This window comes from Acrocarpospora phusangensis, assembly GCF_016862995.1.
Lineage (GTDB): Bacteria > Actinomycetota > Actinomycetes > Streptosporangiales > Streptosporangiaceae > Acrocarpospora > Acrocarpospora phusangensis.
The window spans coordinates 1-16,568 of the sequence record NZ_BOOA01000128.1 but is presented as its reverse complement, the minus strand read 5'-3'; the positions used below and the strand labels follow the sequence as shown (position 1 = coordinate 16,568).

Genomic DNA, 16,568 nt, shown 5'->3' with positions numbered 1-16,568 from the left:
CCGGGACCTCCGGAGAAGTCGAAGCCGTCGGCTAGCTGACGATCACCTGGGGGCCGGGGGCGTCGTCGTCGTCCAGGTCGACGTCGATGCCCATCTCCTCGGCGAGGCGGAGGGCCTCCTCGATCAGGGTCTCGACGATCTGGGACTCGGGCACGGTCTTGATGACCTGGCCCTTCACGAAGATCTGGCCCTTGCCGTTGCCGGAGGCGACGCCCAGGTCGGCCTCGCGGGCCTCGCCGGGGCCGTTGACGACGCAGCCCATGACGGCGACGCGGAGCGGGACCTTCAGACCGTCCAGACCCGCGTGCACCTGCTCGGCCAGCGTGTACACGTCCACCTGGGCGCGCCCGCAGGACGGGCAGGAGACGATCTCCAGGCCGCGCTTGCGCAGGTTGAGGGACTCCAGGATCTGGATGCCGACCTTGATCTCCTCCACCGGCGGGGCGGACAGCGAGACCCGGATGGTGTCGCCGATGCCGTCGGCCAGCAGCGAGCCGAAGGCCACCGCGGACTTGATCGTGCCCTGGAAGGCCGGGCCCGCCTCGGTCACGCCCAGGTGCAGCGGGTAGTCGCACTTCTGCGCCAGCAGCCGGTACGCCTTGATCATGACCACCGGGTCGTTGTGCTTGACCGAGATCTTGATGTCCCTGAAGTCGTGCTCCTCGAACAGCGAGCACTCCCACAGGGCCGACTCGACCAGCGCCTCGGGGGTGGCCTTGCCGTACTTCTGGAGCAGCCGGGGGTCGAGCGAGCCGGCGTTGACGCCGATCCGGATGGGCACGCCGTGGTCCTTGGCGGCCCGCGCGATCTCGCCCACCTTGTCGTCGAACTTCTTGATGTTGCCGGGGTTGACCCGGACGGCCGCGCAGCCGGCCTCGATGGCGGCGAAGACGTACTTGGGCTGGAAGTGGATGTCCGCGATCACGGGGATCTGGGACTTCCTGGCGATCATCGGCAACGCGTCGGCGTCGTCCTGGGACGGCACCGCCACCCGCACGATCTGGCAACCGGACGCCGTCAGCTCCGCGATCTGCTGGAGTGTCGCGTTCACGTCGGAGGTCAAGGTGGTCGTCATGGACTGGACCGAAACCGGGGCGTCGCCGCCCACCGGCACAGAACCCACGTGGATCTGCCGAGAGACCCGCCGCGTGGCGATCGGCTTCAGCGGAATCGAGGGAATCCCAAGATCAACAGTCATTTCAGCACCTTGCGCTCATGGCACGTTCCCGACAGTGCAAGTCTAGGCAGTGCCATGAACACGCCAACCCGCGCGCCCACCAGTCACTCCAGCTTCCACTCCGACCCTACCCGGCCGAAGGTTGGAGCCCCTTCCCTGTTCGTACGGAATTATCCCGCTAGGCACCGGCCCGTCAGCCGTCGAACGCCCTACGCGGTCAGCTCCAGGGCCCTCGCCCTTGCCCACTCGTCCGCGCCCAGCACCTCGGCCACGGACTCCGCCCGGCCCGGGGAGTGCTCGCCGACCACCTTGGCGACCGTGTCCACGATCCCGAGGAAGGGCAGGCCGCCCTTCATGAAGGCGTCCACGCAGACCTCGTTGGCCGCGTTGTAGACCGCGGGGGCCGTGCCGCCCTGCTCGCCCACCTGGCGGGCCAGGGCGACCGACGGGAACGCGTCGTCGTCGAGGGGCTCGAAGGTCCAGGTGTGCGCCCTGGTCCAGTCGACCGGCGGGGAGACCTCCGGGAGGCGGCCCGGGTGGCCCAGGGCCAGCGCGATCGGCAGGCGCATGTCGGGCGGGCTGGCCTGGGCGACGGTCGAGCCGTCCACGAACTCGACCATGGAGTGGATGATCGACTGCGGGTGCACGACCACCTCGATGCGGTCGAAGGGGATGTCGAACAGCAGGTGCGCCTCGATCACCTCCAGGCCCTTGTTGACCAGGGTGGCCGAGTTGATGGTGATCACCGGGCCCATCGACCAGGTGGGGTGGTTGAGCGCCATCTCCGGGGTCACCTCGCCCAGGTCCGCCCTGCTCCGGCCGCGGAACGGGCCACCGCTGGCGGTCACCACCAGCCGCCGCACCACCCGCAGGTCCGGGCCGGACGGCCCCGACGCCCACAGGCACTGGGCCAGCGCCGAGTGCTCGGAGTCCACCGGCAGCAACTGTCCGGGCTTGGCCAGCCGCTTGACCAGCGGCCCGCCGATGATCAGCGACTCCTTGTTGGCCAGCGCCAGCACCCGGCCCGCCTCCAGCGCGGCCAGCGTGGAGGTCAGCCCCAGCGCCCCGGTGATCCCGTTGAGCACCACGTCGCACGGCCAGGCCGCCACCTCGGCGACCCCCTCGGGCCCGGCCAGCACCACCGGATCCGCCCCCAGCCCGGCCAGCGCCTCCTTCAGCGCCGGTACGGCACGCGGATCGGCCACCGCCACCACCGCCACCCCGAACTCGGCGGCCTGCCGCGCCAGCAGGTCCACCCGCCCTCCCCCGGCGGCCAGCGCGGCCACCCGGAACCGGTTGCGGGCCATGACATCGAGCGCCTGAGTGCCGATCGAGCCGGTCGAGCCGAGCAGGACGACGGAGCGCGGGGTTTCGGAGCGCGGGGTTTCGGAATCCACCCGCCCATTCTCACGCACCCACCCGGAACCCCCACCACTGAGACGCGTGAGAAACCACAACATCTGTGCCCGAGTCCTGCCATATCCGTATCTGCATACGAAGAGAAAAGCGGGATAGCGCTCGCTAATTTCGCGCGTCAGGACATCCGATAACGGAGGTACGCAATGCACCGCTCGGCGCGTCGCCACTTCGCCCGCCTGGCTCCCCTGCTCGCTTTACCCGCCCTCGCCGTTGCCCTGCTGCCCGCCTCCCCCGCGTACAGTTCGCCGGCCGCCCAGCGCGTCACGGCGGCGCCCAAGCCGATCACCTTCGAGGCCGCCGACACCAGGACCGAGCAGCGCTCGGTGGCCAATTACTGGACCGAGGCCCGGATGGAGGCGGCCAAGCCGCTGGACGCGCCCGCCGCCTCCGCGCGCCGGTTCGTCAGCTCCGCCCTGCTGGACCTGCCGGACGGCAAGCCCGCCACGATCAAGCCCACGCTGAGCCTCACCGCCGCCGAGGCCGGCGCGGCCTCTCCGCGCAGCACCGGCGAGCGCTGGACCTCCGACGGCGCCATCGTCGACACCGTCGGCCGGGTCTTCTTCACCGTCACCTCGGGCTCCAGCGCCGGGCGCAACGCCTCCTGCTCCGGGAACGCCGTGACCAGCGCCAACCGCAGCGTGGTGATCACCGCGGGGCACTGCGTGAAGATCGGCGGATCGTTCCACAGCAACTGGGTCTTCGTGCCCGGCTACGACCAGGGCAACCGGCCGCACGGCACCTGGGTGGCCACCAGCCTGCTCACCACGCCGCAGTGGAACTCCAGCGAGGACATGAACTTCGACCTGGCCGCGGCCGTGGTCGCCCCGCTCAACGGCAAGCTGCTCACCGAGGCCGTGGGCGGGCAGGGCATCGCGTTCAACCAGAGCCGGGGACGCCAGATGTACGCCTTCGGGTATCCGGCGGCGTCGCCGTACAACGGGTCGCGGTTGATCTACTGCAGCGGGCGGGCCTTCGACGACTTCCTGATGTCGGAAGATGTCGGGCTGAACTGTGACATGACCGGCGGGTCCAGCGGCGGGCCGTGGTTCATCGCCTTCAACGAGAACACCGGGCTCGGGCTGCTCAACTCGGTGAACAGCTTCAAGTACAACTTCGCCAACTACTGGATGTTCGGCCCCTACTTCGGTGCCGAGGCGCAGGCGCTGTACAACGCCGCGCAGCGGACTTCACTCACATGATTTACCGAAAGTAGCCACTGGACCACGTTTCGTGGTCCAAACTCGGATGCCATGACCCCGAGCATCCCCCTGCTTACCGCCGCGCTCGCACTCCTCGGGCCGTCCGGCCCGGCCAGAGTCCCCGACGTGGCGGAGCACGTCGCCGAGCACACGGCGGCCGTGGCCCCCGCCCGGTACTGGACGGCGGAACGCATGGCCGCGGCCCGCCCGCTCGGCCTGCTGCCGGTCCTGGGCCGGGTCGCCGGGGCGGTGCTGCCGGCCGGGAGCCGGCAGGAGCACCAGCGGGCGGCGGCGGTGGCCACCAGCGGGGCGCGGTGGAGCGCGGGGGGCGCGGTGGCCAGGACCACCGGGCGGGTGTTCCTGACCATGGACGGCGTCGACTTCGTCTGCTCGGCGGGGTCGATCCGGGGGGCCAACAAGGACCTGGTGGTCACCGCGGGGCACTGCGTCAAGGACGGCACCGGCTCGTGGGCGGAGAACTGGACCTTCGTCCCGGGGTACGACGCCGGGCGCAAGCCGTACGGGTCGTTCGCGGCGCGGCGGATGTTCGTGGCGGGGCCCTGGTCGCGCAGTGGCGACGACAGCTACGACGTCGGCATGGTGGCGGTGGCCAGGCAGAACGGCAAGCACCTGGCCGACGTGATCGGGGCCCAGGAGATCGGCTTCAACACGCCGCGCGGCCGGCCCGCCCACGGCTTCGGCTTCCCCGCCGACCCGCCGTACGACGGCGAGAAGCTCATGTACTGCGCCGGCGACACCAAGCCCGACCCGCACGACCAGACCTACGACCAGGGCCTGCGCTGCGACCTCACCGCCGGGGCCAGCGGCGGCCCCTGGCTCTCCGGCTTCGACCAGGCCACCGGCAGGGGCACGGTCACCTCGGTGAGCAGCTTCAAGTACAGCAACGACCACGGCACCATGTACGGCCCGTACTTCGGCAGCGCCGCCAAGACCCTCTACCAGACGGCCGAGCGCGCGTAACGTACGGTGCCCGCATGGAAATCACCCGGGAAGCCCCGACTCATCCCGCCGTGGTCACCCTCTGCTTGGCGCAGCAGGCCGAACTGGCCGAACGGGACCGGGTCGCCTTCGACGACTCCCCCAAGGTCCTCGACCCGCGTATCTCCTTCGTGGTCGCCTGGTCGGCGGGCGAGGCGATCGGCTGCGCCGCCCTCCAGCCCCTGGAGCCGGGCGTGGGCGAGCTCAAGCGCATGTACGTCAAGCCCGCCGAGCGCGGCCGGGGCGTGGCCCGCGCGATGCTGGCCGAGATCGAGACGATGGCGGCGGCCGGCGGCGTGACCGCCCTCCGGCTGGAGACCGGCCGGACCTTCGACGACGTGATCGCCCTCTACACCGGCGCGGGCTTCGTCCCGATCCCGCTGTTCGGCCCGTACGTCGGGAACACCCAGAGCGCCTGCTTCGAGAAGCCGCTGTGACGCGTCACAGTTCGTACGCGTGGCCGCTGTGGTCCTCTTCCATGCTCTCGGCGGCGGAGAGCACGATCTGGGGGTCGGGCGTGCCGACCACGTGCTTGTCCTTGTCGTCGTAGTCGAACAGGGACAGCACGTGGCGCATGGCCTCGAGCCGGGCGCGTTTCTTGTCATTGCTCTTGATCACCGTCCACGGCGCGATGTCCGTGCTGGTGTTGAGGAAGACGTCCTCCTTGGCCGCCGTGTAGTCGTCCCAGCGGTCCAGGGAGGCGATGTCCATCGGCGACAGCTTCCAGCGCCGTACCGGATCGACCTGGCGGATGATGAACCGGGTGCGCTGCTCGGTGCGGGAGACGGAGAACCAGAACTTGACCAGGTGGATGCCGTCGCGGACGAGCATGCGCTCGAACAGCGGGGCCTGGAACATGAACTCCTCGTACTCGGCCTGGGTGCAGAAGCCCATGACGCGCTCGACTCCGGCGCGGTTGTACCAGGAGCGGTCGAACATCACCAGTTCCCCGGCGGCCGGGAGGTGGGCGGTGTAGCGCTGGAAGTACCACTGCGTGCTCTCGCGCTCGCTGGGCTTCTCCAGCGCGACGACGGTGGCGCCGCGCGGGTTGAGGTGCTCCATGAACCGCTTGATGGTGCCGCCTTTGCCGGCCGCGTCCCGGCCCTCGAAGATGATGACCACCCGGCTGCGCGAGCTCTTGATCCAGTACTGGAGCTTCAGCAGCTCGATCTGGAGCAGCCGCTTCTCCCGGTCGTAGCGCGGCCGGTCCATGCGCTCGTCGTACGGGTAGTGCTCGCGCCAGGTGTCCACCGGCCGGCCGTCCGCCCGGACCAGGATCGGGTCGTCGTCATCGTCGTCGTCGACCCAGAGCCCAGGAGTGTGGTCGAGAAGGTCCACCACTACTTCATCCGAATTCGGGGTCATTTGACCAGGATCGCACACCTGGGTAAACGCCCAGAATCATAGGGATAGTCCAGTGATGACCATGACCTTTTCATAGGTGAAATCGGCCATCGCGGAACGCAGTCCCTCCCGTCCCACGCCGGATTCCTTGACCCCGCCGTACGGCATCTGGTCGGCCCGGTACGACGGCACGTCACCGATGATCACGCCGCCCACCTCCAGCTCCCGGTTGGCCCGGAAGGCGGTGTCCAGGCTGCGGGTGAACACCCCGGCCTGCAGCCCGTAGCGGGAGTCGTTGACGGCGGCGAAGGCCTCGTCCACGCCGGCCACCCGCTGGAGCACCAGGACCGGCCCGAAGACCTCCTCGTCGACGACCTTGGCGTCGGCGGGCACGTCGGCCAGGACGGTGGGGGCGACGGTCGCGCCGTCCCTGGTCCCGCCGGCCAGCACGCGGGCCCCGGCGTCCACGGCCTCGGCCACCCAGGACTCCACACGTTCCGCGGCCTTGACCGAGACCAGCGGACCGACCTGCGTCTTCTCGTCGCCGGGGTCGCCGGTGACGAGGCCGCCGACGGCGGCGACCAGCTTGCCGGCGAACTCGTCGGCGACCGCGTCCTCGACGATCACGCGCTGCACCGCGATGCAGCTCTGCCCGGCCTGGTAGTTGGAGAACAGCGCGATCCGGCCGGCCGCCCAGTCCAGGTCGGCGTCGGCCAGCACGACCGCGGCCGCGTTGCCGCCGAGCTCCAGGGTCACGTGCTTGCGCGGCACCCGGTCGGCGATGGCGTACCCGACCGGGCCTGAGCCGGTGAAGGAGACGACGGGCAGGCGCGGGTCCTCCACCAGCGCGCCGGCGCGGTCGTTGGGCACGGGGAGGATCGAGAACATGCCCTCGGGGAGGTCGGTCTCGGCCAGGATCTCGCCCAGGACCAGCGAGGACAGCGGGGTCGCCGGGGCCGGCTTGACCACGACCGGCGCGCCGACGGCGATGGCGGGGGCCACCTTGTGCGCGACCAGGTTGAGCGGGAAGTTGAACGGCGTGATCGCCAGCACCGGGCCGTATGGCACGCGCGTGACATAGGCCAGGCGGCCCTGCGCGGCCGGCTCGGTGTCCAGCCGCTGCACCTCGCCGCTGAACCTGCGGGTCTCCTCGGCGGCGAACCGGAAGGTGGCCACCGCGCGGTTCACCTCGCCGCGCGCCCAGAAGATCGGCTTCCCGTTCTCGCCGCTGATCAGCCGGGCGATCTCGTCCGCCCGTTCGGCGATCCGGCGCGAGACGTGCGCGAGCGCCTCGGCCCGCACGTGGATCGGCAGCGCCGCCGCCTGCCCGCGCACCGCGTGCGCCGCGGCCACCGCCTCCTCCACCTGCTCGTCCGTGGGTACGGCATGCACCCCCACCACCCGTCCGTCATGGGAGTTGGTGATGGTCAGCTCGGTCTCGCCGGTCGCGGGACGGCCGGCCAGCCAGAAGGGACGAAGGGGATTTCCCGGCGAGGTAGTCATATTTTCACGCTATGCCAGCCCGCCTGACAGGGCCTTACTCCGGGTCGCACAATCTCATCCGTCCGACCCGCCACGCTGGACAACTACTCATGTTTCAGAGCGATGTCACGGATGCGCAGCAATTTCGGGATGTTTTCCGTTGCGGGGCGGTTTGAAGCGTTCGTGGCGTGGTTAAGTCAAGACGCGGGTCCACGCCAGGGCCCACTCGACGAGAAGGGCTCGTGGCTCATGGGTACCCCGGCGCCGCTCGGTCTTCAAGGTGCCTACGCCCTCGGCGAGCGCAGCGGATACGACGAGGTCCGCACCCGGCTTCTCGATGTGGCCAGCGAGCTGCTGATGGCGTCAGGTCCGGAGAGTCTCACCGTCCGCCGCATCGCCGCCGAGGCAGGCTGCGCCACCACCGTCATCTACACCATGTTCGGCAGCAAGGAAGGCCTGGCCGAGGCGCTCTACCTGGAAGGCTTCGAGCGGTTCCGGCGGCGGCTGGCGGCGGTCACGCACCGGGCCGACCCGTACGAGTACCTCCTGGCGCTCCAGCCGGTCTACCGCGAGGCGGCGCTGGCGGAGCCCGGCTACTACAGCCTCATGTTCGAGCGGGCCATCCCGGGATTCGTGCCGAGCGAGCGGGCCAGGACGCTGGCCAGGGCGGCGCTCAACATCATCGACCGGGTGATCGCGGACTGCATCTCGGCGGGGTACATGACCCCCACCCAGCCCCGGAAGGTCGCGGACGCGCTGTGGGCGGCGGCGCAGGGCGCCATCAGTCTGGAACGTGCCGGGCACCTGTCCGACAGCGGCACCTACGACATGGTCACCACCGCGGTGATCACTCACTTCCTCGTCAGACGCTGACGCGCATCAGACGTTGAACGCCAGGGCGATCCAGAGCTCGGCGCGGACCGCCGGGTCGTCCAGATCCCTGCCGAGCAGCTCGCTGACCCTGCGCATCCGGTAACGCAGCGTGTGGCGGTGCACGCTGAGGCGCTGCGCGGCCGCGTCCCAGTGCCCGTTGCAGGCCAGGTACGCGTGGAGCGAGGTCACCAGGTCGGCGCGGGAGCCGTACGCGTGCAGGGGGGCGAGCAGGGCGGCGGCGAAGGCGCGGGCGGCCTGCGGATCGACCAGGGAGAGCAGCCCCTGACCGGCCAGGTCGGCGAAGCGGGCCACCGGGTTCGCCGTGACGAGCGCCTGTTCCGCCTGGTCGATGGCGGTGCGCAGATCGTCCCCGGGGTTGCTGACGCCGACCCGCCCGTGCGCGGCGGCCAGCGCGGCCAGGGCGTCGGCCTCCGACGCGGGAGCCAGCGCGACGGTCGTCTGGCCGTACGGCGCGGTGAAGCAGGGCAGGCGGGCGACCAGCGCGTCCGGGTCGGGGGTGTCGCAGGCGAGCACGGCGAACGGGGTGGCCGGAAGTTCCGCGCCGAGTTCTGCGAGCGTCTCGGCCGCGCCCTGGACCTCCCCGGCCAGCAGCAGGCGCAGGACGGCGGCCCGGACCCGCCGCCCGCCCTCCCGCGGACCACTGCCCTGCTCCAGGCCGAGGGTCAGCAGGGACGCGGCGGCGTTGACGATGGTGTGGCCGATGGCGGTGAAGGGCCGGGCGCAGCCGACCGCGACGAAGCCGCGCCGGCCGAGCGGCTGCACGACCACGTGCTCGCCGGGAGTGGCCAGCGCCACGCTCGCGGGCGCGCCGGCCGCGCGCAGCCGGGCCACCTCGGGCGCCAGCGCGGCTGCCCGATCCTCGAACGGCCTTGTGGGCTCCCCAGCCGCATGTCTGATATTTCCGGCTTCGTCGAGGAGCAGGACCCAGCCGCCGATCTCGCGGGACAGCCGGTCCACGACCGCCTCCACGCCCTCCGGCTGGAGCGCCGCCCTGGTCAGCCGGCCCTGCGCGGCGAAAGCCCCCCGGATCTCCTCATACCGTTCGGCCGCGATCAGCTCGCTGACCGCCTTGCCGATGGCGATGAACGGCGTGTCCCTGGGCACCTCCACCAGCGGCAGCCCGGCCTCCTCGGCCGCCCGCACGAACCCGTCGGGGATCTCCTCGTGGGTCAGCCCCACCCCGAACCCGAGCCCGGCCGCCCCCCGCGCCACCAGCCGCGACACGTACGCCTTCGCGTCCTGCGAGCCCAGCCGCATGCCCGTGGTCAGCACCAGCTCGTCGCCCTCCAGGAACGGCGTAGGATCCTCCAGCTCGCTCACCGCGACCCACCGCACCGGCCGTTCCAGCGCCCTTGCCCCCGCGAGCAGCCGCAGCCGCAGCGCGTCCAGCGCCGCCACCCTGCGCAAACTAGGCGCCACTAACCCTCCGTTACATGGCCGAGCCTCCGGCTCGGCGGGCTCGGCCGCTTCGCAGCCGGTGTCTTCCTTCGTCTCTCCGGGCCGCTCCGCGACCCTGCGTTCCTCAGTCCAGACACCGGCGCGGCCAAGCCGTGATTGTGCATTCCGGCCAAGCCGGGAGTGTCAATTGTTCCATGCCGGAGCATCGGCAGCGGGGAGCGGGAGTCGTAACGTCGGAAGTATGACCACCACAGCTGAGGGCGGCCCCGCGCTGCCGCAGGAGCGCCGCCTCGTCACCGAGATCCCCGGCCCGCGCTCGCGGGAGCTGCTCGCCCGCAAGCAGGCCGCCGTGCCCCCGGGCATCGGCACCACGCTGCCGGTCTTCGTGACCCGCGCCGGCGGTGGCGTGGTGGTGGACGCCGACGGCAACTCACTCATCGACTTCGGCTCCGGCATCGCGGTGACCAACGTCGGCAACGCCGCGCCGCACGTGGTCGAGCGGGTGCGCAGGCAGGTCGGCGACTTCACCCACACCTGCTTCATGATCACCCCGTACGAGTCGTACGTCGCGGTCTGCGAGAAGCTCAACGCGCTCACCCCCGGCGACCACGAGAAGCGCACGTTCCTGGTGAACAGCGGCGCCGAGGCCGTGGAGAACGCGGTCAAGGTGGCCAGGCACGCCACCGGCCGCCCCGCCGTCGTGGTGTTCGACCACGGCTACCACGGGCGCACCCTGCTGACCATGACGCTGACCGCCAAGAACATGCCGTACAAGCAGGGCTTCGGGCCGTTCGCGCCGGAGGTCTACCGGGTGCCGCTGGCCTACCCGTACCGCTGGCCCTCCGGGCCCGAGAACTGCGCGGAGGAGGCCGCCGCCCAGGCCATCGACATGATCAACAAGCAGATCGGGGCCGGCAACGTGGCCGCCGTGGTGATCGAGCCGATCGCGGGCGAGGGCGGGTTCATCGTGCCCGCGCGCGGCTTCCTGCCGAAGATCCAGGAGTTCTGCAGGGCCAACGGGATCGTCTTCATCGCGGACGAGGTGCAGACCGGCTTCGCCAGGACCGGCAATCTGTTCGCCTGCGAGGACGAGGGCATCGTGCCCGACATCATCACCACGGCGAAGGGCATCGCGGGCGGCCTGCCGCTGGCCGCGGTGACCGGCCGGGCCGACCTGCTCGACGCCGTGCACGTCGGCGGGCTCGGCGGCACCTACGGCGGCAACCCGCTGGCCTGCGAGGCGGCGCTGGGCGTGCTGACCGCCATCGAGGAGGAGGCCCTGGTCGAGCGGGCCGCCAGGATCGGCGAGATCATGCTGCCCCGGCTGCGCTCGCTCCAGGAACGCTTCGAGATCGTCGGCGACGTCCGCGGCCGGGGCGCGATGACCGCGATCGAGCTGGTCACGCCCGGCACCAAGGACCCGCACCCGACCGCCGCGGCCGAGATCGCCAGGCGCTGCCACGCGGAGGGCCTGATCGTCCTGACCGCGGGGACCTACGGCAACGTGCTGCGCTTCCTCCCGCCGCTGGTCATCCCCGAGCACCTGCTGGAGGAGGGGCTCACCATCCTCGAAAAGGTGGTCGCGGAGATCTGAGCTCCACCCCAAGGGCACCCGGCTTGCGGTCGGGTGCCCTTTTTGTTGTTCCGCGTTTCCGTCATTTAACCGCACCTTGACATCGACCTAGTCGATCACGCGCAGTAACCGCGTTATAACGGTTCCCGTATACGACCGAAGGGATGGATGCGTGTGACTCCTCCGCTCCCTGAAGGAAGCGGCTTCTCGCTTTCCCCAGTCGGGGCAGGCGACGGACAAGCCCTGCCCGTTTCGAACACCAGAACCGTATCCGGGAAGCGATTCCCCTGCCGGGTGAACCCCGCGGTCCCCTCGCTGGATCCGATGGACCGGGAAGCGGGCGGACCATGTTGACTTTCGATCCCGTCGGGCTCACCTCGGTTCAGCGCGACGGCGACGCGTGCGTGGTCTGCCACAAGAAGTGGCCCAGGCCCCGCGTGGTGGTGGGCCGGCTGCCCAACTCCGCCCCCGTCCACGCCTGCGACGACTGCGCCGAGGCGCTGCTGCCGCCGCAGGAGGGCCCGGTCCCCGTCCCGCGCCACTCCCGCGCGTTCTCATGAACCCCTACTGGTCGCGCATGCTCCACGGCGACCCGTACGCGTTGAGCAGCTCAAGGAAGGGCACCGAGTCGAAGGCCTCCGGGCCCAGCACCCCGGTTCCCCGCCAGACCCCGGTGGCCACCAGTTCCAGCGCCACCACCGGATGCACGGCCGTCTGCCAGACCACGGCCTGGCAGCCGTACTCCCGCATGGACCACTCGTTGTCGACCACGTGGTACAGGTACACCTCGCGCGGCGTGCCGTCCTTGCCGACACCCTTGACCCAGGTGCCCGCGCAGGTCTTGCCGGTCATCCGGGCGCCCAGGGTGGCGGGGTCGGGCAGGCTGGCGGCGACCACGTCCCGCGGGGAGACCCGTACGCCCTTCACGGAGAGCGTGTCGGTGGAGTCCAGGCCGAGTTTGCGGAGCGTCTTGAGGACGTCGATGAACTCGGCGCCGAGGCCGTACTTGAAGGTGACCCGCTTGGCGTCCACCCAGCGCGGCACCAGCAGCACCTCCTCGTGCTCGACGTTGACGCACTCCACCGGGCCGATGCCGTCGGGGAACTCGAAGACCTCCGGCTCGCTGAACGGCTCGGTCGTGTGCCAGTCGCCGTTCTCCCAGACGATGGGCGGGTTGAGGCACTCCTCGATGGTGGTCCAGATGGAGAAGGTGGGCGCGAAGTCGTAGCCGTCGACGGTGAGGTTGCCGCCGTCGCGCACCCCGATCTCGTCGATGCTCTGGAACAGGTGGTCGGCCGCGTACCGGGCGAACACGTCGGCCAGTCCGGGCTCCACGCCCATCCCGACCAGCGCCAGCCGGTCCTTGGCCCGCCACTGGTCGGCCAGCGCGAACTGCTCGTCCCCCAGCTTCACCCCCGGCAGCTCGTACGGCCTGGCGGGGTGGCGCACCGACAACGACATGGCCATGTCCAGGTAGTGCGCGCCCGCGTTCAGGGCGGCTCGGAACAGGGGCATGTCGAAGCGCGGATCGACGGCGTTGAACAGCACGTCGCAGCGGTGGTCGCGCAGGGCGGCCTCGACGGCGTCGGCGTCGGAGGCGTCCAGCGCGATCGCGCTGAACCGCTGGTCTCCCACCTTGTCGACCACCTTGTCGACTACGGCGGCCGCCCGGTCCTTCTCGTAGTCGGCGACGACGATGTGCTCGAAGAAGTCACGGCGCGCGGCGATGGGGACCACGGCGGAGCCCACGCCACCTGCGCCGACAAGCAGGATTCGCATGCGAAAGACGGTATCAGTTGACTGACTGACCATTCAATAAAGGAAGCCGTTTCGACTGGTCGTTCAATCAACGAAATCCGCAGGCGGGGGGCCCTGGACCGGGTCTGGACATACGGCGGGGCGTTCCGAGGTCGGGGGGAGCACTCGAAACGCCCCTGTTAGGCAAGCGCCTCCCCGCGGGGGACGGGCGCGCTCGCAGCCCTGGGCGGGAGCCTGGGCTCAGGCTCTCCGGACAGCCGTATTGAGGACCGCGCGGCTAGTTCACCAGCTGCTTCCAGCGGTCGACCCACTGCGCGTAGTCAGTGCATTCCCCGTCCTCGCCCGGGCAATCCTTCGTCGGGTAATCGGCAAAGGAAACTCCCTTGAACGCCTGCGAGGTGCCGACTCCGTAGAGGCCGCAGACCCGTTCGGCGCGCTCCCGCACCGACGCCTCCACCTCCTCGGGCGCCGCCTCCTCGCACACCTCGGCGTTGGCCGGGGCCATGCCGGTCCAGGCGGCGGCCTTGCGCTGCGTCTCCACCGAGGTCACCCAGCTCAGCCACTGGTAGGCGCACTCGGGGTGGGCCGCCTCCGCCGACACCTGCCAGGCGTCCTGCCACCCGGTGACCCGCTTCTCCGCGACCGCCCCGACCGGCTTCCCGGCCCGCTCCAGCGCGTTCAGCAGATACGGCGTGCCCTGCCCGTACCTGGCCGTCCCGGCCGCGAACCCGGAGACCACCCGCAGCGGATCTCGCCAGTAGACGCGCTCGCCCTCCCGCGCCAGCAGCTCCACCGCGGCGTCGAGCTGCTCGGGGGTCAGCGCGAACGGATCCTCGGCGCCCTGCCGGAGCGCCGCGTCCGCGATGCTCAGCGGCGTGTCCCGGATCAGCACCGGCCCCTCGTCCCCGTACGCGGCCTCGGCGTCGCGCGGGCTCACCTTGTCGCTGTCGTAGAGCAGCGCGTTCCGGTCCCACAGGTACGGCACCGCGTGGCCGCCGGCGGCGTCGCGCAGCCGTTTGGGGATGTCGTGGTAGCCCTCCACCCGGCGGGTGTCGATCACGGCCACCCGCTGCTCGGCGGCCATCCGGCCGGCCAGGTCGGGCGGAGCCGCGAGCACGTCGAACGCCTCGGGGTCCAGGGCCTCGCTCTGGTCGGCGGCCGGGTCGTACGCGAAGGGGCGGTAGTTGACCTTGCAGCCGGTGGCGGACTCGAAGGGGGCCACCCAGTTGACCTGCGGGTCGGTGCCGCCCCATTCGACGTGGCCGCGCGGCGCGAGCACGACGAGCGCGCCTTCGCCGGTGCCCACGGGACTCGGACTCGGACTCAGACTCGGACTGAGGCTCGGGGTGGGGCTGGGAGTGGGGGTCGGGCTCGGGCTGAGGCTCGATGACGGGCGGGCCGAGATCGGGGCGGAGGCCGTCCCCGCCTGGCCGCAACCCGTGGCGAGCAGCACCGCGGCAACCATCAGGCGCGCGATCCGCACGGCTCCCCTCCCTGAGTTAGACGCCCCGAGCCTACTCGGCGCGCCCGTGGCCCAAAAACGGAGCGGCGGATTGTCGGCGGGGCTGCGTAAAGTCAGCGGCATGACCGCCCAGACGCCGCCGTCCTCGCTCTCCCCCGGCTCGCCCGGCCGACTGGAACGGAAGGCGACGGTCGTCCTCGTCCTGGCCTGCCTGGGCCAGCTCGTGGTGGTGCTGGACGTGTCGATCGTGAACGTGGCACTGCCCGCCATGGGCGTGGAACTCGGCCTCACCCCCACCGGCCTGCAGTGGGTGGTCAACGCCTACGTGCTGGCGTTCGCCGGGCTGCTGCTGCTCGGCGGCCGGGCCTCGGACATCTACGGGGAGCGGCGGGTCTTCGTCACGGGCGCGTCCCTGTTCACGCTGGCCAGCCTGCTGGGCGGGATCGCCACCACGCCCGGCCAGCTGATCGCGGCCAGGGCCGTGCAGGGTCTGGGCGCGGCCGTGCTCGCCCCGACCACGCTCACCATCCTGACCACCACGTTCCCGAAGGGCCCGGGCCAGACCAGGGCCATCGCCAGCTGGACCGCCGTCGGCGCGGCGGGCGGCGCGATCGGGGGCACCCTCGGCGGCATGCTCACCCAGTACCTGTCCTGGCGCTGGACGCTCCTGGTCAACGTGCCGATCGGCGTCGCCCTGGTGGTCACCGCGCTGATCGTGATCACCCGCGAGCGCTACGCGGAGGGCAGGCGGCTGGACGTGCTCGGCACGATCCTGGTCACCACCGGCCTCACCGCCGTGGCGTTCGGCACGGTGCGGACGCACGAGTTCGGCTGGCTGTCGGCCGAGGCGCTACTGCCGCTGGGGGCGGGGGTGGTCTGCCTGGCGGCCTTCCTGCTGGTGCAGTCGCGGACGGCTCAGCCGCTGGTGCCGCTCGGCCTGCTGCGGAACCGGCTGGTGGCCGGGAGCAGCATGGCGATGTTCCTGATGGGCGCGATCTTCATGTCCATGTGGTACTTCCTGTCCCTGCACATGCAGGGAGAGATGGGCTACACGCCCCTCCAGGCCGGCGTCGGCTTCCTGCCCCACGCGCTGACCCTGATCATCGCCTCGCGGGCCGCGCCGTGGTTGCTGCACCGCATGGGGAACCGCACGCTGATCATCGCCGGCGCGCTGGTCGGCCTGGGCGGCATGGTCTGGCAGGCCCAGATGGCCGACGGCTACCTCACCGGCGTCTTCATCCCGGGCGTGCTCATGTGCGCGGGCGCGGGCGTGTCGTATCCGCCGATCACGCTGGTCGGCACGTCCGGGATCACGCGCTCCGACTCGGGCCTGGTGTCCGGGCTGCTCACCGCCGCCCGGACGGTCGGCGGCGCGCTCGGCCTGGCCGCGCTGGCCACCGTGGCGGCCACCCAGGCCACACCCCTCCAGGGGTCCAGTGCGGCGTTCCTGGTCGGCGCGGGCCTGATGGCGATCACGGTGGCCGTCGTGCTGGTCGTGCTGCCCCGGGGAGCGGGCTCGTTCAGCGGTTCGTCGGGAACCCCAGGTTGACCCCGCCGTGGGACGGGTCCAGCCAGCGGGAGGTGACGACCTTGCCCCGGGTGTAGAAGTGCACCCCCTCCACGCCGTGCACGTGGGTGTCGCCGAACAGGGAGGACTTCCAGCCGCCGAAGCTGTAGAACGCCATCGGCACCGGGATCGGCACGTTGACGCCGACCATGCCGACCTCCACCTCGTTCTGGAAGCGCCGGGCCGCGCCGCCGTCGTTGGTGAAGATCGCCGTGCCGTTGCCGTACTCGCCCGTGTTGATCAGGTGCAGGCCCTCCTCGTACGAGGCGACCCGGACGATCGACAGCACCGGGCCG

Annotated in this window: 15 protein-coding genes; 7 read left to right on the top strand and 8 right to left on the bottom strand. The window is 71.0% G+C overall.

Annotated features, from left to right (window positions below; all coding sequences use genetic code 11):
- Positions 1-31: 31 nt before the first annotated feature.
- Entirely contained in the window at positions 32-1,198 is a 1,167-nt protein-coding gene (gene ispG, locus Aph01nite_RS38775) for a flavodoxin-dependent (E)-4-hydroxy-3-methylbut-2-enyl-diphosphate synthase (RefSeq protein ID WP_204046074.1), read from the bottom strand.
- 188 nt (positions 1,199-1,386) lie between these two features.
- Complete coding sequence (gene dxr, locus Aph01nite_RS38770) at positions 1,387-2,574, bottom strand: 1-deoxy-D-xylulose-5-phosphate reductoisomerase (RefSeq protein ID WP_239162308.1); 1,188 nt, start codon at positions 2,572-2,574, stop codon at positions 1,387-1,389.
- 165 nt (positions 2,575-2,739) lie between these two features.
- Between dxr and Aph01nite_RS38765 the strand changes: the two genes are divergently transcribed.
- The 3 genes from Aph01nite_RS38765 to Aph01nite_RS38755 are packed head-to-tail and all read left to right on the top strand — an operon-like array spanning position 2,740 to position 5,231.
- On the top strand, positions 2,740-3,795 hold the full coding sequence (locus tag Aph01nite_RS38765; RefSeq protein WP_204046072.1) for a trypsin-like serine peptidase: 1,056 nt from the start codon (positions 2,740-2,742) through the stop codon (positions 3,793-3,795).
- Between the two features lie 51 nt (positions 3,796-3,846).
- Positions 3,847-4,776, top strand: a complete 930-nt coding sequence (locus Aph01nite_RS38760; protein ID WP_239162307.1) for a trypsin-like serine peptidase — start codon at positions 3,847-3,849, stop codon at positions 4,774-4,776.
- A gap of 14 nt (positions 4,777-4,790) precedes the next feature.
- Positions 4,791-5,231, top strand: coding sequence for a GNAT family N-acetyltransferase (locus Aph01nite_RS38755; protein WP_204046071.1), 441 nt, complete (start codon positions 4,791-4,793; stop codon positions 5,229-5,231).
- A gap of 4 nt (positions 5,232-5,235) precedes the next feature.
- Here Aph01nite_RS38755 and ppk2 read toward each other — a convergent pair whose 3' ends face one another.
- Together ppk2 and Aph01nite_RS38745 are read right to left on the bottom strand one after the other, a co-directional pair.
- A complete protein-coding gene (ppk2, locus tag Aph01nite_RS38750) occupies positions 5,236-6,159 on the bottom strand; it encodes a polyphosphate kinase 2 (RefSeq protein WP_204046070.1) in 924 nt (307 codons plus the stop codon).
- A gap of 36 nt (positions 6,160-6,195) precedes the next feature.
- A complete protein-coding gene (locus tag Aph01nite_RS38745) occupies positions 6,196-7,641 on the bottom strand; it encodes an aldehyde dehydrogenase family protein (protein WP_204046069.1) in 1,446 nt (481 codons plus the stop codon).
- 228 nt (positions 7,642-7,869) lie between these two features.
- On the opposite strand from Aph01nite_RS38745, the gene Aph01nite_RS38740 reads away from it, so the two are divergent.
- Positions 7,870-8,493 carry a TetR/AcrR family transcriptional regulator gene (locus Aph01nite_RS38740; RefSeq protein ID WP_204046068.1) on the top strand — a complete coding sequence of 208 codons (624 nt, stop codon included), beginning with the start codon at positions 7,870-7,872 and terminating at the stop codon, positions 8,491-8,493.
- 6 nt (positions 8,494-8,499) lie between these two features.
- On the opposite strand, the gene Aph01nite_RS38735 is transcribed toward Aph01nite_RS38740, so the two are convergent.
- Positions 8,500-9,933 (bottom strand): PucR family transcriptional regulator, encoded by a 1,434-nt coding sequence (locus tag Aph01nite_RS38735; protein ID WP_204046067.1) that lies wholly within the window; start codon positions 9,931-9,933, stop codon positions 8,500-8,502.
- A gap of 220 nt (positions 9,934-10,153) precedes the next feature.
- On the opposite strand from Aph01nite_RS38735, the gene gabT reads away from it, so the two are divergent.
- Together gabT and Aph01nite_RS38725 are read left to right on the top strand one after the other, a co-directional pair.
- Entirely contained in the window at positions 10,154-11,506 is a 1,353-nt protein-coding gene (gabT, locus tag Aph01nite_RS38730; RefSeq protein ID WP_204046066.1) for a 4-aminobutyrate--2-oxoglutarate transaminase, read from the top strand.
- Between the two features lie 326 nt (positions 11,507-11,832).
- A complete protein-coding gene (locus Aph01nite_RS38725; RefSeq protein ID WP_204046065.1) occupies positions 11,833-12,045 on the top strand; it encodes a hypothetical protein in 213 nt (70 codons plus the stop codon).
- Positions 12,046-12,049: 4 nt separating this feature from the next.
- Here the strand turns inward: Aph01nite_RS38725 and Aph01nite_RS38720 are convergent, their stop codons facing one another.
- Together Aph01nite_RS38720 and Aph01nite_RS38715 are read right to left on the bottom strand one after the other, a co-directional pair.
- Positions 12,050-13,264: a saccharopine dehydrogenase family protein gene (locus Aph01nite_RS38720; RefSeq protein WP_204046064.1), complete on the bottom strand. Its 1,215-nt coding sequence runs from the start codon at positions 13,262-13,264 to the stop codon at positions 12,050-12,052.
- Positions 13,265-13,520: 256 nt separating this feature from the next.
- On the bottom strand, positions 13,521-14,726 hold the full coding sequence (locus Aph01nite_RS38715) for an extracellular solute-binding protein (protein WP_204046063.1): 1,206 nt from the start codon (positions 14,724-14,726) through the stop codon (positions 13,521-13,523).
- A gap of 100 nt (positions 14,727-14,826) precedes the next feature.
- Between Aph01nite_RS38715 and Aph01nite_RS38710 the strand changes: the two genes are divergently transcribed.
- Complete coding sequence (locus Aph01nite_RS38710; protein ID WP_204046062.1) at positions 14,827-16,254, top strand: MFS transporter; 1,428 nt, start codon at positions 14,827-14,829, stop codon at positions 16,252-16,254.
- Here the strand turns inward: Aph01nite_RS38710 and Aph01nite_RS38705 are convergent.
- On the bottom strand, positions 16,226-16,568 hold a 343-nt coding region (locus tag Aph01nite_RS38705), incomplete at its 5' end, for an aldehyde dehydrogenase family protein (RefSeq protein ID WP_204046061.1). The two genes, Aph01nite_RS38710 and Aph01nite_RS38705, sit on opposite strands and share 29 nt — an antisense overlap.